The sequence below is a fragment of the Rhizobium sp. BK212 genome (assembly GCF_014197475.1).
GTDB classification, from domain to species: Bacteria; Pseudomonadota; Alphaproteobacteria; order Rhizobiales; family Rhizobiaceae; genus Rhizobium; species Rhizobium anhuiense.
The window spans coordinates 295,609-316,433 of record NZ_JACIFS010000004.1 but is presented as its reverse complement, the minus strand read 5'-3'; the positions used below and the strand labels follow the sequence as shown (position 1 = coordinate 316,433).

20 protein-coding genes are annotated in these 20,825 nt (G+C 61.6%); 10 read left to right on the top strand and 10 right to left on the bottom strand.

The features are described 5' to 3' along the window. The first annotated feature begins 7 nt into the window (after nt 1-7). Complete coding sequence (locus FHT79_RS16220) at nt 8-709, top strand: tRNA (guanosine(46)-N(7))-methyltransferase TrmB (RefSeq protein WP_097543225.1); 702 nt, start codon at nt 8-10, stop codon at nt 707-709. 313 nt (nt 710-1,022) lie between these two features. Here the strand turns inward: FHT79_RS16220 and FHT79_RS16215 are convergent, their stop codons facing one another. Further along, nucleotides 1,023-1,841: an alpha/beta hydrolase gene (locus FHT79_RS16215; protein ID WP_183903693.1), complete on the bottom strand. Its 819-nt coding sequence runs from the start codon at nt 1,839-1,841 to the stop codon at nt 1,023-1,025. Between the two features lie 260 nt (nt 1,842-2,101). Between FHT79_RS16215 and FHT79_RS16210 the strand changes: the two genes are divergently transcribed. Further along, nucleotides 2,102-3,025, top strand: coding sequence for a LysR family transcriptional regulator (locus FHT79_RS16210; RefSeq protein ID WP_183903692.1), 924 nt, complete (start codon nt 2,102-2,104; stop codon nt 3,023-3,025). A 727-nt stretch (nt 3,026-3,752) separates the two neighbouring features. Here the strand turns inward: FHT79_RS16210 and FHT79_RS16205 are convergent. Together FHT79_RS16205 and FHT79_RS16200 are read right to left on the bottom strand one after the other, a co-directional pair. Beyond that, nucleotides 3,753-4,010: a DUF1150 family protein gene (locus FHT79_RS16205; protein ID WP_008524631.1), complete on the bottom strand. Its 258-nt coding sequence runs from the start codon at nt 4,008-4,010 to the stop codon at nt 3,753-3,755. 47 nt (nt 4,011-4,057) lie between these two features. Continuing rightward, nucleotides 4,058-4,483: an Hsp20 family protein gene (locus FHT79_RS16200; RefSeq protein ID WP_047617210.1), complete on the bottom strand. Its 426-nt coding sequence runs from the start codon at nt 4,481-4,483 to the stop codon at nt 4,058-4,060. Between the two features lie 278 nt (nt 4,484-4,761). Between FHT79_RS16200 and FHT79_RS16195 the strand changes: the two genes are divergently transcribed. After that, nucleotides 4,762-5,706, top strand: a complete 945-nt coding sequence (locus FHT79_RS16195; protein WP_183903691.1) for a nucleoside hydrolase — start codon at nt 4,762-4,764, stop codon at nt 5,704-5,706. Nucleotides 5,707-5,744: 38 nt separating this feature from the next. Here the strand turns inward: FHT79_RS16195 and grpE are convergent, their stop codons facing one another. Together grpE and hrcA are read right to left on the bottom strand one after the other, a co-directional pair. Further along, the gene (gene grpE / locus FHT79_RS16190) at nt 5,745-6,377 is read right to left on the bottom strand and encodes a nucleotide exchange factor GrpE (RefSeq protein WP_047617212.1); all 633 of its coding nucleotides are present in this window, start codon (nt 6,375-6,377) and stop codon (nt 5,745-5,747) included. Nucleotides 6,378-6,488: 111 nt separating this feature from the next. After that, the gene (gene hrcA / locus FHT79_RS16185; RefSeq protein WP_047617213.1) at nt 6,489-7,577 is read right to left on the bottom strand and encodes a heat-inducible transcriptional repressor HrcA; all 1,089 of its coding nucleotides are present in this window, start codon (nt 7,575-7,577) and stop codon (nt 6,489-6,491) included. A gap of 127 nt (nt 7,578-7,704) precedes the next feature. Here hrcA and rph point away from each other — a divergent pair, with 127 nt between their 5' ends. Genes rph through hemW form a run of 4 tightly spaced genes read left to right on the top strand, consistent with a single transcriptional unit; the run spans nt 7,705 to nt 10,703 of the window. Beyond that, a complete protein-coding gene (gene rph, locus FHT79_RS16180) occupies nt 7,705-8,424 on the top strand; it encodes a ribonuclease PH (RefSeq protein ID WP_011650181.1) in 720 nt (239 codons plus the stop codon). Then, on the top strand, nt 8,421-8,846 hold the full coding sequence (locus FHT79_RS16175) for a VOC family protein (protein ID WP_063474777.1): 426 nt from the start codon (nt 8,421-8,423) through the stop codon (nt 8,844-8,846). Before rph ends, FHT79_RS16175 begins: the two co-directional genes overlap by 4 nt. Further along, on the top strand, nt 8,847-9,491 hold the full coding sequence (rdgB, locus tag FHT79_RS16170; protein ID WP_047617217.1) for an RdgB/HAM1 family non-canonical purine NTP pyrophosphatase: 645 nt from the start codon (nt 8,847-8,849) through the stop codon (nt 9,489-9,491). It abuts the gene before it with no gap. Nucleotides 9,492-9,500: 9 nt separating this feature from the next. Continuing rightward, nucleotides 9,501-10,703: a radical SAM family heme chaperone HemW gene (gene hemW, locus FHT79_RS16165; RefSeq protein WP_047617219.1), complete on the top strand. Its 1,203-nt coding sequence runs from the start codon at nt 9,501-9,503 to the stop codon at nt 10,701-10,703. Between the two features lie 67 nt (nt 10,704-10,770). Here hemW and FHT79_RS16160 read toward each other — a convergent pair whose 3' ends face one another. The 5 genes from FHT79_RS16160 to mutM all read right to left on the bottom strand — a co-directional run bounded on the left by FHT79_RS16160 (nt 10,771) and on the right by mutM (nt 16,573). Continuing rightward, entirely contained in the window at nt 10,771-11,853 is a 1,083-nt protein-coding gene (locus tag FHT79_RS16160; protein WP_047617221.1) for a saccharopine dehydrogenase C-terminal domain-containing protein, read from the bottom strand. 137 nt (nt 11,854-11,990) lie between these two features. Beyond that, a complete protein-coding gene (gene dnaA, locus FHT79_RS16155) occupies nt 11,991-13,541 on the bottom strand; it encodes a chromosomal replication initiator protein DnaA (RefSeq protein WP_047617290.1) in 1,551 nt (516 codons plus the stop codon). Nucleotides 13,542-14,399: 858 nt separating this feature from the next. After that, nucleotides 14,400-14,678 (bottom strand): 30S ribosomal protein S20, encoded by a 279-nt coding sequence (gene rpsT / locus FHT79_RS16150; protein ID WP_003544819.1) that lies wholly within the window; start codon nt 14,676-14,678, stop codon nt 14,400-14,402. Nucleotides 14,679-14,870: 192 nt separating this feature from the next. Next, entirely contained in the window at nt 14,871-15,644 is a 774-nt protein-coding gene (locus FHT79_RS16145) for an enoyl-CoA hydratase (RefSeq protein ID WP_183903690.1), read from the bottom strand. A gap of 23 nt (nt 15,645-15,667) precedes the next feature. Further along, nucleotides 15,668-16,573 (bottom strand): bifunctional DNA-formamidopyrimidine glycosylase/DNA-(apurinic or apyrimidinic site) lyase, encoded by a 906-nt coding sequence (mutM, locus tag FHT79_RS16140; protein WP_183903689.1) that lies wholly within the window; start codon nt 16,571-16,573, stop codon nt 15,668-15,670. A gap of 149 nt (nt 16,574-16,722) precedes the next feature. Here mutM and ubiE point away from each other — a divergent pair, with 149 nt between their 5' ends. From ubiE to FHT79_RS16125, 3 genes are all read left to right on the top strand, one after another. Beyond that, nucleotides 16,723-17,499 (top strand): bifunctional demethylmenaquinone methyltransferase/2-methoxy-6-polyprenyl-1,4-benzoquinol methylase UbiE, encoded by a 777-nt coding sequence (ubiE, locus tag FHT79_RS16135; RefSeq protein ID WP_063474780.1) that lies wholly within the window; start codon nt 16,723-16,725, stop codon nt 17,497-17,499. Nucleotides 17,500-17,561: 62 nt separating this feature from the next. Next, the gene (gene ubiB / locus FHT79_RS16130; protein ID WP_127431568.1) at nt 17,562-19,136 is read left to right on the top strand and encodes a 2-polyprenylphenol 6-hydroxylase; all 1,575 of its coding nucleotides are present in this window, start codon (nt 17,562-17,564) and stop codon (nt 19,134-19,136) included. Nucleotides 19,137-19,225: 89 nt separating this feature from the next. Then, nucleotides 19,226-20,812 (top strand): aromatic amino acid lyase, encoded by a 1,587-nt coding sequence (locus FHT79_RS16125; protein WP_127431567.1) that lies wholly within the window; start codon nt 19,226-19,228, stop codon nt 20,810-20,812. Nucleotides 20,813-20,825 lie beyond the last annotated feature (13 nt).

The window sequence follows — 20,825 nt, the reverse complement described above, 5'->3', positions numbered from 1 at the left end:
ATAAAGCATGACGGATATGGAACGTCGCGGCCGGGCGACCGAAGCCTTTTTCGGTCGCCGCAAAGGCAAGGCTCTGCGCGAACAGCAGGCCGAGACGCTGAACAGCCTGCTGCCGGCATTCCTGATCGATCTCTCGGCGGCGCCCCCGGCGCCGCTGACGTCCCTCTTCCCGGTTCCGGTCGAGCGCTTGCGGCTGGAAATCGGTTTCGGCGGCGGCGAACATCTGATCCACCGCGCCCTGGAAACGCCGTCGACCGGCTTCATCGGCGTCGAACCCTTCGTCAATTCCATGCAGAAGCTGCTGTCGCGCATCGGCGAGACCGGCACCTCCAATATCCGTGTCTACAATGACGACGCGACGCAGCTGCTCGACTGGCTGCCGGACGCCTCGCTCGATCAGATCGATCTGCTCTATCCCGATCCCTGGCCGAAACGGAAACACTGGAAGCGGCGCTTCGTCTCAAAGACCAATCTCGACCGCTTTCATCGCGTGCTGAAGCCCGGCGGCCTCTTCTGTTTCGCCTCCGACATCGACACCTATGTGAACTGGACGCTGCTCAAATGCCGCGACCATGGCGGCTTCGACTGGGTGGCCGAGAATGCAGCGGATTGGCTCACCCCCTATGCGGGCTGGCCGAGCACGCGCTACGAGGCCAAGGCCCGGCGCGAGGGCCGCTCTTCGGCCTATCTGACGTTCAGGAAGATCTGAGGCTCAAGGAAAGTCGGCGGACAGACGCAATGTTCGGCTGCGCGAAGGATTGCCCGGGGCTGCTGGAACTTTCTGGTATTCCGTCACAAGTGGCACCCGCCGAGCCATTTCGGCCGTGGAGTAATCGGCCACCGCAACGAAAAATTTAAGCGCCACAAGTTGCATCTTTCACTACGCGCCAAGCAAATTGCCACTGTCGGAAGCACCCTCCGGGAACGCTCCACGTACCAGCACCAACAGGTGTCACCCGGCACTGCCGGGTGACAGATCGTCCGGCCGACGTTGGATGAAGGCCGCGGTCCGGTCGATGTCGTCAAGACCTGATGAACGAGAGCAGGTCGGGGTTGAGGACATCTGCATGTGTGGTCAGCATGCCATGGGGGTAGCCCGGGTAGGTCTTCAGCGACCCGCTCTTGAGGAGGTCGACCGCACGCGGCACAGAACTTGCGAAGGGGACGACTTGATCGGCCTCGCCATGCATCACCAGCACCGGCACGGTGATCTTCTTGAGGTCTTCGGTATAATCTTCCAGCCAAGAGTCGACAGTCGCGTAGTGAGCCAGGGCACCACCGGCCATGCCCTGGCGCCACCAGTTCGCAATGATCGCCTCCGAAGGCTCGGCCCCGTCGAGGTTGTAACCGTAGAACGGGTTCTCAGGGACGAACCGGAAGAACTGCGACCGGTTGCCCAGCACGCCCGCTCGGATCGCTTCGAACCACTCCGGCGGCTGACCGGACGGGTTTTCCTCGCTCCGGTACATGTTCGGCGTCAGGGAAGCGACCAGTACCGCCTTCGAGACGCGCTCCGGGTGGCGAGCGACATAGCGAGCCACCTCACCGCCACCTGTGGAGTGGCCGATGTGGATCGCGTCGCGCAGGTTGAGGTGCTCGGTCAGGGCCGCGAGGTCGGCAACCCAGTGGTCCATGTCGTTGCCGGTGCCGGGCTGGTCGGATCGGCCGTGGCCGCGCCGGTCGTGGGCGATCACCCGGTAGCCCTGGCGAAGGAAGAAGGTCATCTGGGCGTCCCAATCGTCCGCCGACAGCGGCCAGCCGTGGCTGAAAACGATCGGCTGGCCTGAGCCCCAGTCCTTGTAGAAGATGTTTACGCCGTCCGTGGTAGTGATTGTAGGCATCGAGTCTCTCCCTCTGCGCTGTTAAACATTCCTTTGAAGGTCAAAATAATCAATTAGAGCCATTCATCCACGCGCCACTGCAATAATCAACGCAATATTGCCACGCATGCCTCATCTTTCTTTTCGAAGCGCAGGCGAAATACTCCGGTGAGGCGCGTTCGATTTTATCCCGAAATTGCGACGTTAATTAAATCCCCCTTCTATCGAAGACAAATACCTTGTACGTTCGAGCTATGCCTTAAAGGTATAGCGAGGATCCGATGGAGCTGAGGCATTTGCGCTATTTTGTTGCTGTTGCGGAGGAGGGAAGCTTACTGACCGCATCAGAGCGGCGACTTCACACGTCCCAGCCCTCACTCAGCAGGCAAATTCGCGATCTGGAAACCGAAGTCGGTGTAAAGCTGCTGGAACGGCAGTCGCGCGGCGTGACGCTCACCGCCGCCGGTAAAGTGTTTCTTGATCACGCGCGGCTGGCGTTATTGCAAGTCGAGGCGGCTGCGGAAGGAGCCCGGCGGGCAGAACGACCAGAAAAGCAGTCGTTCACTATCGGTTTTCTCGCAGGGCAAGAGGTCGTGTGGCTACCCCATGCATTGCGCATTATTCGTGAGGAAGCGCCGGAGGTTGAAATCATATTGTCCAGTCAGTCTTCCCCGGACCTTGCTTTGGCACTGATGCGAGGCAAGCTGGACGTCGCGTTCCTTCGCCCCGAGACGCAGAGTGTTGGTGTGTCCTTCAAGTTTTTAGCCAAGGAGCCACTGATCGCCGTACTGCCAGCGGACCATCGCTTGACGTCGCGCAAAAAGATCCGGCCGCAGGACCTTGCCCGCGAAACTTACGTCAGTTCGGCTAGAATTTCTCCCGTATTGCAATCCGTGATCCAAGATTACGCGTCGAACGTTGGGATCACCCTCAAGGCAGAGTACGAAGGCGAAGGCCTACCGTCAGCAATGTCGCTCGTCGTGTCTACAGGTGGAATAACGCTTATTCCGCTTTATGCGCAAAATATGCTGACGCCAAATGTCGTTGCTAGAGCACTTGAGGGTGTGCCTCCGACAATTGATCTCACCTTAGGATACAACGATTCAAATTCCTCACCTTTGCTCCGCCGATTTTTGTCTCGTTCTGATGAATTAGTCGCCAACGTCCAAAATCAGAGCATCATCCGCTATGCTGAAATTCCATAGTAGAGATCAAGCTCATGCGATTTCTGCTTGTTGGCGTGCTCCCTAATCTTGTTCAGCATTCTCGAATTTCGGGTATCGACCCATCTCGACTTTTCCGATCAAGGAGCGCGAGGCAAAATTGGACGGCAGGCTTCACCACTATCAGAGGTCGGCACTATTCAAGGGCTGTGACACCGATTCATTGCAACCAAGCGGCAACGTCCACACCAGCTCGCCTGTGGCTGAATTCGGTTCCTCAGTCGCAATACTAACTCAGATGTCGGGGAAATGCTCTCTAGACCCAAATCCGTCGAAGCTGAAGATCTTACTCGAAGAGTTGGTGTTTGGTCGCATAGTTACCGCTTGCTCACCGCTTTTGGCCGCAAAGCGGAAGAAACGCTCCTAGTGATCACGCGTCCGCATCGGTCAGGGATGGCGCTAATCTTTCCTCGCTGGATGTCTGTTATCGCGTGTGAGCGCCAAAAAGCTGCCGGTCGGCTTACGGCCCCAATGCGGTCACTAATCCAACCCGACGCCAATCTCTCCTGCTGGCGCACAGTTGCCATACCCCTGTCAGTCTGGTGGGATTTGATACCGAATCCTGGAGCTTCCAATATCATCGCACGGAAAACGTCGAAAGCAGGCTACGCGCATATATCGTGGCATCAGCCCCGACCGCAGCAAAATCGGATAAGCGACCGCGCACCGCAAGAGCGGTGAAACGCGACGGACGGACACTCTCTGACGGTCAGTGCAGGCTGACCGTCTTCAGTTCATCCTCGGCAGCCTTGAAGAAGGTGCTGGAGCGATTGTCCGTCAAGAGGATCGGCGTGCCGTCGGCGCCGAAGAGTGCCCAGAGATCGACGTTCGGATCGATATCCGGCGCCTCGGGAAAGCACTTGGCGACCTCTTCGGTGCGCATTTTTCTGATGTAGGCGACCTCGCCGTTGCCGATGTGGGCAAGCTCGGATTTGGTCAAGTGAGACGTGGCTTCTTTCATCAACATTCCTGTTCCTCCGGAAGAAGGGACCAACGGTTCGACAAACCGTTGTGCTACTGTGAAACCGAAATGTTAATTTTCTTGACCATGCGCGCGGGTTCCGGACGAATTAGATCGACGGAGAGCAGACCGTTCTTCAGGCCGGCGCCGAGCACCTGCATGCCGTCGGCAAGAACGAAGGTGCGCTGGAACTGGCGGGCGGCGATGCCGCGATAGAGATAGTCCCGTTCGCCCTGTTCCACTTGGCGGCCGCGGATCAGAAGCTGGTTCTCCTCGATGGAGACATCGAGTTCCTCCTCGCTGAAACCGGCGACGGCAAGGGTGATGCGCAGACGTTCCGGGGCGCCGTTGTCGGCGGCGATGCGCTCGATATTGTAGGGCGGATATCCGTCGCTCGCCTTGGAAATGCGCTCCAGCGTCTTTTCCATGGCATCGAAGCCCAGAAGCAGCGGGCTGGCGAAAGGGGTAATGCGGCTCATCTCTTTTCAAGTCCTTGATGCAAGCGACCATCCCGGACCTTAAACGCAGCGTCCGGATGCCGCTAATATGGGGAGAGCAGCCCAGTGCTGCAAGGCACGGTGCGACGTGCCGGCGGCGCCTCACAATTTTAAAGCGGTGCCGCCGGCTGCTTGCTTGACAAAGCGGCGGCTGCCTCGCATCAAAACATGCCCGCACGGACTGTGCTGATTTGTGACGGGAAATGAACAAATCGGTGCATGCCGAGGCAAAGCGCACCCGCGAGGATGGAACGATCGGAATGGCAAGCGCAAGAAAGATCATCATCGACACGGATCCCGGCCAGGACGATGCGGCCGCCATCATGCTGGCCTTCGGCAGTCCCGAGGAGCTGGAGGTGCTGGGGATCACGACGGTCGCCGGCAACGTGCCGCTTTCCTTCACCAGCCGCAATGCGCGCATCGTCTGCGAGCTCTGCGGCCGGCGGGAGACAAAGGTTTTCGCCGGCGCCGACGCGCCGATCGCCCGCAAGCTGGTGACGGCCGAACATGTGCACGGCAAGACCGGCCTCGACGGGCCCGACCTCAGCGAGCCGACGATGGCGCTGCAGCCCGACCATTCGGTCGATTTCATCATCGAGACGCTGCGCCGCGAGCCGACAGGCACGGTGACGCTCTGCACGCTCGGGCCGCTCACCAATATCGGCCTGGCCTTCCAGAAGGCGCCCGACATCGTTCCCCGCATCCGCGAACTGGTGATGATGGGCGGCGGCTTCTTCGAGGGCGGCAACATCACCCCGGCCGCCGAATTCAACATCTATGTCGATCCCGAGGCCGCCGATATCGTCTTTCGCTCAGGCGTGCCGATCGTGATGATGCCGCTTGACGTCACTCACCAATTGCTGACCCGCAAGGACCGGGTGAAGCGCATGGCCGAAATCGGCACGGCGCCTGTTAAGGCCATGGTCGAGATGCTGGAATTCTTCGAGCGGTTCGATATCGAGAAATACGGCTCCGACGGCGGGCCGCTGCACGACCCGACCGTGATCGCCTATCTGCTGAAGCCGGAGCTTTTCAAGGGTCGGGAGTGCAATGTCGAGATCGAGGTCCGGTCCGAACTCACCGTCGGCATGACCGTCGTCGACTGGTGGCATGTGACCGAGCGCAAGCGCAATGCCAAGGTCATGCGCCATGTCGATGCGGACGGCTTCTTCGATCTGCTGATCGAACGCTTCGCCCGCATCTGAAGCTTTGGTTTCCCTTCCTCAGCGGAAGGGAAACGACCTTAAGCGTCCTTCTCGTCGAAGACGGAGTTGGTTTCGGCTTCGGCCGGCTTGGGGCCGCCCTTGGCGACGCCGACCATGGCCGGGCGCAGCACGCGTTCGCCAATGGTGAAGCCTGCCTGCACGACCTGGACGACCGTATTGTTCGGCACGTCGGGGTTCGGCACCTCGAACATCGCCTGGTGGAAATTCGGATCGAACTTCTGGCCGACCGGCTCCAGCTTGCGAACGCCGTGGCGCTCAAGAGCCGACAGCATGGCGCGCTCGGTCATCTCGACACCTTCGATCAGGGTGCTGAGGCCGGCATCGGCCGCGGCCTTGGTCTCCGGAGAGATGGCATCAAGCGCGCGGCGCAGATTGTCCGAGACGGCGAGCATGTCGCGCGCAAAACCCGCGACGGAATAGGACTTGGCGTCCTTCACTTCGCGCTCGGTGCGCCGGCGCAGATTGTCCATCTCGGCGGCAAGGCGCAGATAGCGGTCGCGCAGCTCACCGTTTTCGGCTTTCAGAAGCTCGAGCGGGTCCGGCTGGGCAGCCTCTTCCTGCGCAATATCGTTCTCGACGTAGGCGGCAGCGTCGGCTGCGGCATCGGCCGCAGTTGCGTCAGGTCCGTTTTTCGTCGTGTCATCGGTCATGACGGTCTCCGGTTGGTGTCTTCAGATGCGCCCGATATCGAGGTTTGACCGAAAAAAATCAAGTCTGCGTGACAAAGAAGCGAAAATTCCGCACGTTCGCCAGTTGCGGCATCAAAGCTGATTGCGCGAAAGGCGGGAGACGAGCTGGGCGGTGTAATCCACCATCGGCACGATGCGGGAATAATTGAGCCGCGTCGGGCCGATGACGCCGACGGCGCCGACGATGCGATCGTCATCGTCACGATAGGGCGCGACGATCAACGACGAGCCGGACAGCGAGAAGAGCTTGTTTTCCGAACCGATGAAGATGCGCACGCCGGAACCGGTTTCGGCGAGATTGAGAATCTCGATCAGGCTGTCCTTCTTCTCGAGATCGTCAAACAACAGGCGCAGCCGGTCGAGATCCTCGGCGCCGGCGAGGCCCTCGAGCAGGTTGGCGCGGCCGCGGATGATCAGTTGCGCGGGCTTGCCTTCGTCCGGGCTGCCGGCCCAGACAGCGATGCCGCGCTCGACGAGATCGCGCGACAGGGCATCGAGCTCGTGGCGGACGTCATCCTTCAGCCGGCTCAACTGCTTGCGGAGTTCCGGCAGCGTCTGGCCGGACATATGGGCATTGAGAAAATTCGCCGCCTCGGTCAGTTGCGAGGAGGTGACGCCCGCCGGCAGCTCGATGATGCGGTTTTCCACCTGATCGTGATCGCCGACGAGCACGGCCAGCGCCTTGGTCGGTTCGAGCCGGATGAACTCGACATGTTTCAGCACCGGATCGCTTTTCGAGGTGATGACGAGGCCGGCGCCGCGCGAAATGCCGGACAGCATGCGGCTTGCCTCGTTCATCATCGATTCCACCGGATTGCCGCCGCTTTCGGCCCGCACCTGCCGGTCGATGTTGGCGCGCTCCTCGGCGGAGAGGTCGCCGACCTGCATGAAGGCATCGACGAAGAAACGCAGGCCGATCTGGGTCGGCAGCCGTCCGGCGCTGACATGCGGCGAATAGATCAGGCCGAGTTCTTCGAGATCGCTCATGACGTTGCGCACCGAGGCCGGCGACAGCGACATCGGCAGAAGACGGGACAGGTTGCGCGAACCGAGCGGCTCGCCACTTTCCAGATAGCCTTCGACGATGCGCCGAAAAATTTCCCTGGAGCGCTCGTCCAGTGCGGCAACAGCATCCGAAACCGACGTCGACCTGATGCCCATGAAGCTTACGAACCCGCGCTGATGATACTTCCCGAAAAGTAAGTCAAACTCGCACCTGTGGCAAAAGGGAATTTGCAAATAGGCGCCGCCAATCGTAGAAGCGGTCAACAAACCCCAGGAGATAAGAATGCGGCCTTCAGGCAGAAAAATCGACCAGATGCGCAAGGTCTCGTTCGAGCGCAATTTTTCCAAGCATGCGGAAGGCTCCTGCCTGGTCAAGTTCGGCGATACGCATGTGCTCTGCACGGCCAGCCTTGAAGAAAAGACGCCGCCCTGGCTGCGCAATACCGGCAAGGGCTGGGTCACCGCCGAATATGGCATGCTGCCGCGGGCGACCGGCGAACGGATGAAGCGCGAGGCCGCCGCCGGCAAGCAGGGCGGCCGCACCCAGGAAATTCAGCGGCTGATCGGCCGGTCGTTGCGCGCCGTCGTCGACCTGCAGGCGCTCGGCGAACGGCAGATCACGCTCGACTGCGACGTCATCCAGGCCGATGGGGGTACGCGGACCGCCTCGATCACCGGCGGCTGGATCGCGCTTTACGACTGCCTGAAATGGATGGAAAGCCGCAACATGATCAAGGTCGACCGGGTCCTGAAGGATCATGTCGCCGCCATCTCCTGCGGTATCTTCGCCAGCCAGCCGGTGATCGATCTCGATTACCTCGAGGATTCCTCGGCCGAGACCGATGCGAACTTCGTCATGACCGGCACCGGCGGGATCGTCGAGATCCAGGGCACGGCCGAGGGCACGCCGTTCAGCGAGGGCGAATTCACCTCGCTGATGCAGCTTGCCAGAAACGGCATCGGCGAACTGGTGGCGCTGCAGAAGCAAGCCGTCGAAGGATGAACCCCATGCTGGAAGGCATGTTGGAAACGGCGCTCTATGCGCGGGATCTCGATCAGGCCGAGGCGTTTTACGAAGACGTCCTCGGACTGGAGAAGATCGCCCGCGCCGCCAACCGGCATGTCTTCTTCCGCTGCGGGCCCGGCGTTCTGTTGATCTTCAACCCCGAGGAAACGGTGAAGCCGCCGGCGCCTGATGCCCTGCAGGTGCCGCCGCACGGCACGACCGGCCAGGGCCATGCCTGTTTCCGGGTATCCGGCCGCAATATCGACGCCATGGCCGAGAAGCTGACGGCGGCTGATGTGGCGATCGAATCCGAGGTGCGCTGGCCGAACGGCGGCCGCTCGATCTATTTCCGCGATCCGGCCGGCAACAGCCTGGAATGCGCAGAGGCTAAAATCTGGGGCATCGAACAGGATATCTGAATGCGCAAGCTTGAAACGAAGACCATCGTCGTCGCCAGCCACAATGCCGGCAAGATCCGCGAGATCCAGGAATTGATCGGGCCGCTCGGCTTCACCGCCAAATCGGCGGCGGAGCTGAATTTCGTCGAGCCTGACGAGACCGGCACGAGTTTCGAGGAGAATGCGACGATCAAGGCGGTCGCCTCGGCCAATGCCGCCGGCATGCCGGCGCTTTCGGACGATTCCGGACTGGTGGTCGACGCGCTCGGCGGCGATCCCGGCGTCTACACCGCCAACTGGGCGGAGAGGGCCGACGGCACGCGCGATTTCGACATGGCGATGGCCAAGGTGGAAAAGGCGCTGCAGGATGCCGGCGCGACGAAGCCGGAACAGCGCACCGCACGTTTCATCAGCGTGCTCTGCCTCGCCTGGCCGGACGGGCACACGGAGCTGTTCCGTGGCGAAGTGGAAGGCAGCGTCGTCTGGCCGCCGCGCGGCACCCAGGGCTTCGGCTACGATCCGGTCTTCCAGCCTAAGGGTTACGACATCACCTTCGGCGAAATGAGCGGCGAGGAAAAACACGGCTGGAACGTCGGCAAGCCGCAAGCGCTGTCGCACCGGGCCCGCGCCTTCAAACTCTTCGTCGAAACCTGCCTGGAGGCATAAGGTCGGTACGTGGGCACATCAGACACGCCAAGCAGCTCGCGCGATGCAGCACTTTTGCCCGATACCGGTGAGCCCGGCTTCGGCGTCTACGTGCATTGGCCCTTCTGTGCGGCGAAGTGTCCCTATTGCGATTTCAACAGCCATGTGCGCCACCAGCCGGTGGATCAGGAGCGCTTCACCGCTGCCTTCTTGAAGGAGATGGCAACGGTGCGGGCGATGAGCGGGCCGAAGACGGTCACCAGCATCTTCCTCGGCGGCGGCACGCCCTCGCTGATGAAGCCGGAAACGGTCTCGGCCATTCTCGACGGCATTGCCCGGCACTGGCACGTGCCTGCCGGCATCGAAATCACCATGGAGGCCAACCCTTCGAGCGTCGAGGCCGACCGCTTCCGCGGCTATCGGGCCGCCGGCGTCAATCGTGTCTCGCTCGGCGTGCAAGCGCTGAATGATCGGGACCTGAAATTCCTCGGCCGTCTGCATGATGTCGCCGACGCGCTGAAAGCAATCCGGCTGGCGCGCGACATTTTTCCCCGCATGTCCTTCGATCTGATCTATGCCCGGCCGCAGCAGACGGTCGAGGAATGGGAGAAAGAGCTGAAGGAGGCTATCTCCTATGCGGTCGACCATCTCTCCCTCTATCAGCTGACCATCGAGGAAGGCACGCCCTTCTACGGCCTGCACAAGGCGGGCAAGCTGGTCGTGCCGGACGGCGAGCAATCGGCATTGCTCTACGAGGCGACGCAGGAGATCACCGCGCGCGAGGGCATGCCGGCCTATGAGGTTTCCAATCACGCCCGGCCGGGTGCCGAAAGCCGGCATAACCTGACCTACTGGCGTTACGGCGATTATGCCGGCATCGGCCCCGGCGCCCATGGCCGGCTGACACGCGGCCCGGAGAAGATCGCCACGGCGACCGAGCGCAAGCCGGAAGCCTGGCTCGACATGGTCGAGCGCGACGGCCACGGCATTCTCGACGAGGAGCGGCTCGGCTTCGAGGAACAGTCCGACGAGCTCTTGCTGATGGGGCTGCGGCTCCGGGAAGGTGTCGATCTTGCCCGCTGGCAGCAGCTTTCGGGCCGCGACCTCGACCCGAAACGCGAGGAATTCCTGCTGGAACACAAATTCATCGAGCGGATCGGCAATTCACGCCTGCGCTGCACGCCGTCCGGCATGCTGATCCTCGACTCCGTCGTCGCCGATCTCGCCTGCTGACATCAATACGACGTGCGAATTTACAACGCGGCGGCATCGATATCGCCGCCGCGCTGGAGCGCATTTATCAGCCGTGGCTGGTCGCGCCTGATTTGAACAGGCTGCCGGTCGGCGTCTTCAAGAACATCTCCAGCGGAATATGCTCCTGGTGCAGGAAGCCGGTCGCCGGCAGCAGGCCGTCGCGGACCATTTCGATGACGGCCACGACCGAGGCCGAGGTCGTCCAGGCAATTGCGGTGCGGCGGGCGCCGGCAATCTCGATCGGGTAATAGGCGCGCACGAATTCCTTGCGGCGCAGGCTGCCATTCTCCGTCCCTTCAGCGGCGACATGGACATAGACGACATCGTCTTCAACCGGCGGCTTGGCGTTGGTCAGGATCTCGCCGGCGAGCTTGCGCTTGTCGCGCATCAGCAGTTCGTGGAAGAAGAAGTTCATCAGCTCCATATGGCCGGGATAACGCATCGTCTTGTAATCGAGATTGTCGATCTTGCCGAGCATGGTGTCGCACATGGTGCCAAGACCGCCCGAGGTGGTGAAGGCTTCGAGTTTGACGCCGCCGACATAGACGGTCTCGTGCCATTCCATCGGCGAGACCAGCTTGCGGACACCGCCCTCGATCACCTCGCAGTCGTTCAGATATTCGTTGACGACGCCCTCGGGCGACCAGTTGAAGGCGTAGCCGAGCAGCCCGGTCGGGTGCTGCGGCAGGGCGCCGACGCGCATGCGGATCGAACGGCAGCGATCGAAGCCGTCGGCCAGGCTCGCGCCGACGATACCGACGAAACCCGGCGCCAGGCCGCATTGCGGCGCCATCAGGCCGCGGGCGGTCTTCGACAGTTCGATGATGAAATTGGTTGTGGGAACATCTTCGGTCAGATCGAAATAATGAATGCCGGCAAGATGGGCGGCGCGCGCCAACTCGATGTTCAAATGATAAGGCAGGCAGGACAGCACCGCCTCGACACTGGAGAGCAGTTCGCCGATCACCGCGGGATCTGAAATATCGCCGGTGCGGCACTTGAAGGGGACGTCGCTCAGCGGCAGCTGCGCATCGACGCCGATCACCTCGAAGCCGCCTTCATGCAACAGCGTCGCCGCCAGCCGTCCGACCTTGCCCAGGCCGAGAACGGCGATCTTTTCGAAACTCATTCATTCCTCCCACGCGCTCATTTCAGCGCTTCAGTCTTTGACATGCACTGGATGCGCCGGAGGTATAGAATAAAAAACTTATAAAGGAAAACGGCCGGAATCGCTTCCGGCCGTCGAATTCAGAAGAGAATCGTCGATTATTCGTTGATCAACCGCTTCAGAAGCTCGACTTCGTGCGAAAGCTTGGTGTCTCCCGAAATCAGTTCCTCGATCTTGCGTACGGCATGCAGCACGGTCGTGTGATCACGACCGCCGAAACGGCGGCCGATCTCCGGGAAGGAGCGCGGCGTCAGCGTCTTCGACAGATACATGGCGATCTGGCGCGGCTTGACGATGACGCGGGTGCGGCGGTTCGAGACCAGTTCCTGGCGCGAGACGTTGTAGTGCCTGGCGACGATGCGCTGGATATCCTCGATGCGCACCCGGCGGGGCTCGCCGGAGCCGACCAGATGGGCGAGCAGTTCGTCCACGCGCTCGATCGACAGGTTCGGCTCGAAGGAGCGGCGGAAGACCAGCTGGTTGAAGGCGCCTTCGAGTTCGCGGCCGCTGGCCGTGACGTTGCGGGCGACATGCTGGAGCAGTTCGGCCGGAATTTCGAGTGATGGATCTTCGAGCCGGGCTGCAGCAAGGCGACGCCTGAGGATTTCGAGACGCATCTCGTAATCCGGCGCGTCGAATTCGATCGCGACACCGCCCTGCAGGCGCGAACGGACGCGGGGATCGAGTGACTCCAGCTCCCAGGGCGCACGGTCGGCAGCAACGACGACCTGCTTGGCGCTGTCGAGCAGCATGTTGAGGAGATGGCAGAATTCATGCTGGATCATCTTGCCCTGCAGGAACTGCATGTCGTCGATGATCAGGAGATCGATGTTGCGCAGCGAATCCTTCAGCGTCAGCGCATCATTGTCGCGGATTGCGGTGGCGAAGCGCCACATGAAATATTCGGCCGTCAGATAGACGACGCGCAGCGCTCTCGGGTTCTGCACCGCCGCATTGGCGACCGCCTGCAGCAGATGGGTCTTGCCGAGGCCGACCGTCGAATGGATGAAGAGCGGATTGAAGCGCACGGCGCCGGAACCGGCTTCCGCGATCGTCTTGGCAGCCGCAAGCGCGACCCGGTTCGAGCTGCCTTCCACAAAGGTATCGAAGGTGAAGCGGCTATCGAGCGGCGAGCCAAAGAGCGGCGAACCGAAGCTTGCGGGCCTTGCCGCAGCAACAGCCGACACCGCCTGCTGGACGGCCTGACCGGCCGGCTGGGCGCTCGTCGGGCGGCGCATCTGGGGGGCAACGACCGGCTCGGGCTGAACCGCCTCATCCAGCGCCTTGGTGCCGCTGCGCGTTGCCGTGCGCACCAGGACTTCGATCTTGAGAATTTCCGGGTCCTCGGCCTGGAACAGACCGGTGATGAGATCGAGATAACGATTGTTGATCCACGACTTCAGGAAGGTCGTGGGAACAGAGAGGCGAACGACGCTCTTCGATACCGAATGCAGCTTCAGCCTGGCGAACCAGCTGGCATAGACGTCAGGACCGACCTGGGCCTTCAAGCGCGCGCTGACGCGCTCAAACAAGATGCTGTGCTTCATGTCCGCCTTTGCTTCCCCCACTTCCAGGCGAATGGTGCCGAACGTCTGCGGTGCCGCATCCCCATTGTCGAGCCCGCCCGTCGTCATCGTATTCATGTGCATAATGCCGCCTTTCAATTCCACCGGGCGGCTTCCGCTAAAATAGCCGCCCGATCATTCCCCGCTTTGGCGGGCTGACGGCATCCTCATGAAGCCGCTCACCTGCCGGTTCACTCAAACACTGCCCCCGAAGGGACCGGCAACAGAATTACGTTGCAGGGACCGCATTCATGCGGAACCTTCAGCGGCTTTCCGTGCCAGGCTGGCGGTCGATCCTCGTTTTCGGCCGACCAGCCCGAACGCAATATCACTTTAACCCTCTCCGGCGGCCTCGCCTTAAACGTGTGGCCGCTGAAGGCACAAAACATCCCCGCTCCGTAACAGCCACGTTACGGCCCAAATCCGTCAAGTGCTTGAAAAAACGGAAACGCAATGCTCCGTAACAAGGGGCACAAACTTATCGCCCTGCCGACGTGGCAGTTAAGACCGAGCCTCTGCAGGTGATGTCCGCGCCCTTTGTTGAAAGCCATTTAGGCAGGATCAAAAGGCAATATCAACGATGAATTTTACGCAAAATTAAGAAGCGGCCATTGACTCCGCCTGCCCTTTTCGGGCGTCACACCAGCGTCAAAAAAGAATCGCTTTTGAATCAAGGAGATTCCCCGTTCGGGCTATTTTGACACGCATGGAAAGAAAAAAAATAAAAATCTTCTTGACTCACCCCTGACCCCGAAAGCGTGGGGTAGAGTCGCGCGGCGTGAAAGCATCCTAGCGCAAGCCATTGTTTTTAAACAATTTTTCCTGTCATGGCACTGACACGAAACAGTCGTGAGATTAACCATGCAGGGGCTGATTGGATGAATCGAAAAAGCCCGGTAAAATTACCGGGCTAATCATAAAGAGGAAGTCGTTAAAGGAAGATTATGCGGTCGTGGTGACCGAAAGAGCCTTCACACGAGCAGCCAGGCGCGAGACCTTGCGCGATGCCGTATTGGAGTGCAGCACACCCTTGCTGGCGGCGCGGGCAAGCTCGGGCTGAGCCGCCAGGAAAGCTTCCTTCGCCTTGGCGGCGTCACCGGATGCGATGGCCTCTTCGACCTGGCGAACGAAAGTACGAACGCGCGAGCGACGAGCCTTATTGACGTCGGTACGGCGGGCGATCTTGCGGGTCGCTTTTTTCGCCGAAGTTGTATTGGCCATGGATGCCTCTCTCAAGAATTCGAACAAACTCCGCCATTACCGCGGGCCCTGCGGCCACAAAATCCAGCAATGCGGGAGCAATCGCGGAAAACCAAACCGGCTTTCCGAACCGTGGGCGGGCATATAACTCTAAAGCCGGCCCACGTCAACGCGGATTTTCAAGCTTTACCACCGGCAAGCGCCGAAAAACATTCAACGGTGCGTAAAAGCCGGTTTGCGCTTCTCGACGAAGGCCGCCATGCCTTCTTTCTGGTCGTCGGTGGCAAAGAGACTGTGAAACAGCCGGCGCTCGAAACGCAAGCCCTCCTCCAGCGTCGTCTCGAATGCGCGGTTGACCGCCTCCTTGGCCATCAGGACCGAGGGGCGCGACAGCGAGGCGATCTTTTCGGCCGCGGCAAAAGCCTCGTCGAGCAGACGCTCGGGCGCCACCACACGCGAAACGAGTCCCGATCGTTCGGCTTCCGCCGCATCCATCATCCGGCCGGTCAGGATGAGGTCCATCGCCTTCGCCTTGCCGACGGCGCGCGTCAGCCGCTGCGAGCCGCCCATGCCTGGAATGACGCCGAGGGTGATTTCCGGCTGGCCGAACTTCGCCGTCTCCGAGGCGATGATGAAATCGCACATCATGGCGAGCTCGCAGCCGCCGCCGAGCGCAAAACCGCTGACGGCAGCGATGACAGGCTTGCGCGCCTTGGCGACATCATCCCAGCCGCTGATGAAATCACTCTTATAGATGTCGGCAAACTGAAGCGCCTGCATTTCCTTGATATCGGCGCCGGCGGCAAAGGCGCGCTCGGAACCGGTAAGCACGATCGCGCCGACCGTCTCATCGGCGTGGAAGCCGGCATAGGTCTCCTTCAGCTCCTTCAGCACGGTGGAGTTCAGGGCATTCAGCGCCTGCGGACGGTTCAGCGTGACGAGGCCGACATTGCCTCGGGTTTCGACGATCAGGGTCTCGTAGGTCATGCTGTTCTCCCGGTTTCTCACTCTTACTTCTGGCAGGCGGCGCAATAGAAGGTGGAGCGACCCGCCTGGACGATGCGGGCGACCGTACCGTCGCAGCCGGGCATGCGGCAAGCCTGACCTTCGCGATCGTAGACGGAGAAGGAATGCTGGAAATAGCCGAGCGATCCGTCGGTCTGGATATGGTCACGCAGCGACGATCCGCCGGCCGCGATCGCATCGGCGATGACGTCGCGGATCGAGGCGACGAGCAGGTCGAGCTGCGCCTTCGGCCTGCCGGCCGCCGTCACCAGCGAGCCGGCGGCGCGGACCGGCGAAAGATGCGAGCGCCACAGCGCCTCGCAGACATATATATTGCCGAGACCGGCAATGTTCTTCTGGTCGAGCAGCGCGCTCTTCAGCGGCTGCGCCTTGTCGCGGAAGCGGTCGGCGAGATAGGCGGCGCCGAGTTCGTTTCCCGTCGGCTCCGGGCCGAGATCGCGGAAGAAGGGATGGGCGGCAAGATCGGCCCGCCCCACCATATCCATGAAGCCGAAACGACGCGGATCGTTATAGACGACGCGGCGCGGGCCGCTTGCACCCTGCAAATGGAAGACGACGTGATCGTGCTTCTCGTCCTTCGAGCGGGCATGATGGAATTCGCCTGGCGCAGCGGAGGCAACCCCCTCCTCGATGCGGCCCTCCTCGATGCGAAAGGAACCGGACATGCCGAGATGGGAAATCAGCGTGTTGCCGTCGTCGAGGTCGACCAGCAGATATTTGGCGCGGCGGCCAAGACCGACAATAGTGCGGCCGGAAACCCTGTCGGCGAAAGCGTCGGGAAAGGGGAAGCGCAGATCGCCGCGCCGCAGTTCCAGCCTGGTGATGCGCGTGCCTTCCATCGCCGGCGTCAGGCCGCGTTTCACCGTTTCGACTTCTGGCAATTCCGGCATCTTAACCCATCTATATCTAACGTGTTTCAACCGACGACGATGTGCGCTATAGCGCCAGTGTGCCGCGGAGAACGCGGTCCATAGATAACGTCGCGCACGGTCTTTCGCTATGGCCGCCGCGCCCGAATCTTCAGGAATGGAGCAGTCTGATGTCAGAAAGCCGCACTTCCGCCGATGGCGGCATGGAGACCTCCTACGGCTTCCGCGAGGTGCCTGACGGCGAGAAGCAGGGCCTGGTCAACCAGGTGTTCCACAAGGTCGCCAAGCGCTACGACATCATGAACGACGTCATGTCGATGGGCATGCACCGCGCCTGGAAGGATGCGATGATTTCGGCGCTGAACCCGCGCAAGGAGCCGGGTTACAAGGTGCTCGACGTCGCCGGCGGCACGGGCGATATCGCCTTCCGCATCGTCGAGGCCTCGGGCCGGCAGGCGCATGCCACCGTGCTCGACATCAACGGCTCGATGCTCGGCGTCGGTGCCGAGCGGGCGGAAAAGAAGAAGCTTTCCGGCAATCTCACCTTCGTCGAGGCGAATGCCGAGGAACTGCCTTTCGAGGCCGGCAGCTTCGATGCTTATACGATCGCCTTCGGCATCCGCAACGTGCCGAGGATCGACGTCGCGCTGTCGGAAGCCTATCGCGTGTTGAAACGCGGCGGACGGCTGCTGGTGCTGGAATTTTCCGAAGTCGATATGCCGCTTCTCGACAAGATCTACGACGCCTGGTCATTCAATGCCATTCCGCAATTCGGCAAGGCGATCACCGGCGATGCCGAACCCTACCAATATCTGGTGGAATCGATCCGCAAGTTCCCGAACCAGGAGAATTTTGCGGCCATGATCCGCCAGGCCGGCTTTTCGCGCGTCACCTACACCAATTATACCGGCGGCATCGCCGCTCTCCATTCCGGCTGGAAGCTCTGACGCATGACGTCGAAAAATGTAGAGCGGTTTTCGGATAGCGTCGCGCGAGAATCACACAGGACATGAGCACTTTCGGGGCATATTTCAGGCTCGTTCGGGTCGGTTGGATTCTTGTGCGCGAAGGCGTGATCTCGGCGCTGCCGTCGGAGGGCCTGCCGCCCCCGATCAGCCTTGCCAAATCCTTCGTCGGCGTGTTTGCGCGCAACCGCGCCAAGGCGATTGCGCGCAGCGACCGGCTGGCGCAGGCCGTCGAACGGCTCGGCCCCTCCTATGTGAAGATCGGGCAGTTCCTGGCGACGCGGCCGGATGTCGTCGGCGTCGAATTTGCCAACGACCTGTCGCAGCTTCAGGACCGGATGGCCTTCTTTCCCTCGGCCGCCGCCAAGGCCAATATCGAAGGCTCGCTTGGACGGCCGATCGGCGAGCTGTATGCGAGCTTCGGCGAGCCGATCGCCGCCGCCTCGATCGCCCAGGTGCATCCGGCCGAGGTCGAGACATCGGCGGGCCGCAAGAAGGTCGCCGTCAAGATCGTGCGGCCGGGCGTGCGCCAGCGCTTCGCCCATGACATCGAGGCGATGTATCTCGTTGCCCATATGCAGGAGCGTTTCCTGCCGTTCAGCCGGCGGCTGCGACCGGTCGAGGTGACGAAGACGCTAGAGCAGACGACCAAGGTGGAGATGGATCTTCGCCTGGAGGCGGCCGCCCTTTCCGAGATCGCCGAGAATACCGAAGAAGACCCGGGCTTCCGGGTGCCGAAGGTCGACTGGGAGCGCACCGGGCGCGACGTCATCACCATGGAGTGGATCGACGGCACGAGAATGTCCGACGTCGAGGGCCTGCGGGCGGCGGGTCACGATCTCAACCTGCTTGCCGATACGCTGATCCAGTCGTTCCTGCGCCACACGCTGCGCGACGGCTTTTTCCATGCCGACATGCATCCGGGCAATCTCTTCGTCGATGCCGACGGCATGATCGTCGCCGTCGACATGGGCATTGTCGGGCGGCTGGGCAAGAAGGAGCGGCGGTTCCTCGCCGAAATCCTCTACGGCTTCATCACCCGCGACTATATTCGCGTCGCCGAGGTGCATTTCGAGGCGGGCTATGTGCCCGGCCATCACAATGTCGAGAGCTTTGCCCAGGCGATCCGGGCGATCGGCGAGCCGATCCACGGGCAGCCGGCCGAGACGATCTCGATGGGCAAGCTGCTGACGCTGCTGTTCGAAGTGACCGAACTGTTCGACATGGCGACGCGGCCGGAACTGGTGATGCTGCAGAAGACCATGGTCGTGGTCGAGGGCGTGTCGCGCATGCTCAATCCGCGCTTCAACATGTGGAAGGCCTCCGAGCCCGTCGTCGGCGACTGGATCCGCACCAATCTCGGGCCGAAGCGGATCGCCACCGATATCAAGGACGGGCTGAAGGCGGCGGTCAAGCTCGCCGAAGCCGTGCCGGAAATTGCGGCGAAGACCGAAAAATTCCACCACCAGCTTCTGCATATGAGCGAGCACGGGCTGCGTTTCGATGCGCAGACGGCGGATGCGATCGGCAAGGCCGAGGCGCGCCACAATCGCTCGGCCAGGATCGCGCTGTGGATCATCGCATTGACGCTTCTCTATATTGCCTGGATGCTGAGCTGACCGTCTGCCAAAAACATGCTGTGTTCGGCATTTGGGATATCCCATGTGACGGAGGGCTCGCTTAGTCTCATTTTCAAGGAGATAGGCACATGAAGCACGAACGCCTTGGCATCGAACTTTCCGGACGACCGCTCGGTTTTGCCGAGATGGTGACGATTGGTGCGGGCAAGGCTGCGATTTCGGCTTCGGCGACAGGCATGTCCCGCATCGCGATCGCCCGCGAGATCGTCGAGGATGCAATTGCCTCCGGCATGCCCGTCTACGGCTCGACGACAGGCGTCGGCGCCATGAAGGATGTGGAGTGGTCGGCCGACGAACTCGACACTTTCAATCTCGGCCTGGTGCGCGCCCATCATTTCGGCACCGGCACACCCTTTTCCTGCAACATCGTGCGCAATGCCATGGCGATCCGCATCAATACGGCGCTGACCGGCCAGGTCGGCTGCACGCCGGAGCTGATCGAGGCCTATATCCGGATGCTCGAGGCCGATCTCATCCCGGTCGTGCGCCGCACCGGCTCCATCGGCTGTGCGGATATCGGGCTGATGGGACAGATCGGCGCGGTGCTGACCGGCGTCGGCGAAGCGATCTATCGCGGCAACCGGATGCAGGCGGCCGAGGCATTCCGGGCGGCCGGGCTGGAACCGATGCGGATGGCGCCGCGCGACAGCCTCGCCTCGCTCAGCATCAACGCGGTGAGCTTTGCCTCGGCGGCGGAAACGACGCGCAATGCCGCGGCCTCGATCCGCATCCTGCTGGCGACGGCGATGATGGCGGCCGGCGCGCTCGGCGCTTCCCGCGATCCCTGGAAGGCGGTCCGCCATGTCGGCACGGCGCGCGAAGCGCTGATCGGCGCCTGGCTCTGCAATGCTTCCGAAGAATGGAACTGGCCGGTCGCGACCCATGTGCAGGATCCGCTCAGCCTGCGCATGATCGCCCAGGTGTTCGGCGCGGTGATCGAAAACCTTTTGTCGACCGGCCACAAGATCCTTGCCGCCACCGGCCGCTCGGACGACAATCCCGTCGTCGTCGAGGGCCGCGTGATGACGTCGGGCGGTTCGCTGCCGCTCGATGTAACGATCCTGCTCGAATCGGCCGCGCTCTGCATGGCGCATGCGGCGCGCAACGCCTTCAATCGCTGTGTCATTCTCGGCAACGGCCAGCGACGCGACCTGCCGGTCAATCTCGTGCCGCCGGGGCGGATCGCCACAGGTTTCGGGCCGATCATCAAGCTTGCCGGCGAGATCTTCTCGCGCGTGCTGTCGATGTCCAATCCTGTTTCGGCCCAGTCGCTGGTCGTCGCAGCCGGGTTGGAGGACGAGGCGGCCTTCCTGCCGCTCGTCATCGAGCGCTTCGACCGGCAGATGCGGGCGCTGAAACGCCTCGCCGCCCTCGAGGCGCTGCTGTCGGCTCAGGCGATCGACATACTCGGCGATGAACCGAAGGGTGTTGCCGCCATGCTCTACGAGGTCGTGCGCAAACATGCGGATTTCTATGTTGTCGACCGGCCGCTTTCGGCGGAAGTGGAGGCGATCGAGGAGGAGCTCGGTTCGGACGACTTCGTCTCGAAGCTGACCGAGCAGGTTCCAATCGCCTCCTTCGACGACTTCTTCGCCCTCGGCTCGCTGGAGCGAGTCGAGGAGCGGCTGACCCATCACGAGCCGGCAGCACTCTGATTTCAGTTTAGGG

Bases quoted from the DNA above. Each gene is read 5' to 3' on its own strand.
- FHT79_RS16210 (WP_183903692.1), top strand. From the start codon at position 2,102: ATGGAGCTGAGGCATTTGCGCTATTTTGTTGCTGTTGCGGAGGAGGGA.
- dnaA (WP_047617290.1), bottom strand. From the start codon at position 13,541: ATGCACATGAATACGATGACGACGGGCGGGCTCGACAATGGGGATGCG.
- hrcA (WP_047617213.1), bottom strand. From the start codon at position 7,577: ATGGGCATCAGGTCGACGTCGGTTTCGGATGCTGTTGCCGCACTGGAC.
- FHT79_RS16220 (WP_097543225.1), top strand. From the start codon at position 8: ATGACGGATATGGAACGTCGCGGCCGGGCGACCGAAGCCTTTTTCGGT.
- mutM (WP_183903689.1), bottom strand. From the start codon at position 16,573: ATGCCGGAATTGCCAGAAGTCGAAACGGTGAAACGCGGCCTGACGCCG.
- ubiB (WP_127431568.1), top strand. From the start codon at position 17,562: ATGAGCACTTTCGGGGCATATTTCAGGCTCGTTCGGGTCGGTTGGATT.
- rpsT (WP_003544819.1), bottom strand. From the start codon at position 14,678: ATGGCCAATACAACTTCGGCGAAAAAAGCGACCCGCAAGATCGCCCGC.
- ubiE (WP_063474780.1), top strand. From the start codon at position 16,723: ATGTCAGAAAGCCGCACTTCCGCCGATGGCGGCATGGAGACCTCCTAC.
- FHT79_RS16145 (WP_183903690.1), bottom strand. From the start codon at position 15,644: ATGACCTACGAGACCCTGATCGTCGAAACCCGAGGCAATGTCGGCCTC.
- FHT79_RS16160 (WP_047617221.1), bottom strand. From the start codon at position 11,853: ATGAGTTTCGAAAAGATCGCCGTTCTCGGCCTGGGCAAGGTCGGACGG.
- FHT79_RS16205 (WP_008524631.1), bottom strand. From the start codon at position 4,010: ATGTTGATGAAAGAAGCCACGTCTCACTTGACCAAATCCGAGCTTGCC.
- FHT79_RS16200 (WP_047617210.1), bottom strand. From the start codon at position 4,483: ATGAGCCGCATTACCCCTTTCGCCAGCCCGCTGCTTCTGGGCTTCGAT.
- FHT79_RS16175 (WP_063474777.1), top strand. From the start codon at position 8,421: ATGAACCCCATGCTGGAAGGCATGTTGGAAACGGCGCTCTATGCGCGG.
- FHT79_RS16195 (WP_183903691.1), top strand. From the start codon at position 4,762: ATGGCAAGCGCAAGAAAGATCATCATCGACACGGATCCCGGCCAGGAC.
- rph (WP_011650181.1), top strand. From the start codon at position 7,705: ATGCGGCCTTCAGGCAGAAAAATCGACCAGATGCGCAAGGTCTCGTTC.
- rdgB (WP_047617217.1), top strand. From the start codon at position 8,847: ATGCGCAAGCTTGAAACGAAGACCATCGTCGTCGCCAGCCACAATGCC.
- FHT79_RS16125 (WP_127431567.1), top strand. From the start codon at position 19,226: ATGAAGCACGAACGCCTTGGCATCGAACTTTCCGGACGACCGCTCGGT.
- grpE (WP_047617212.1), bottom strand. From the start codon at position 6,377: ATGACCGATGACACGACGAAAAACGGACCTGACGCAACTGCGGCCGAT.
- FHT79_RS16215 (WP_183903693.1), bottom strand. From the start codon at position 1,841: ATGCCTACAATCACTACCACGGACGGCGTAAACATCTTCTACAAGGAC.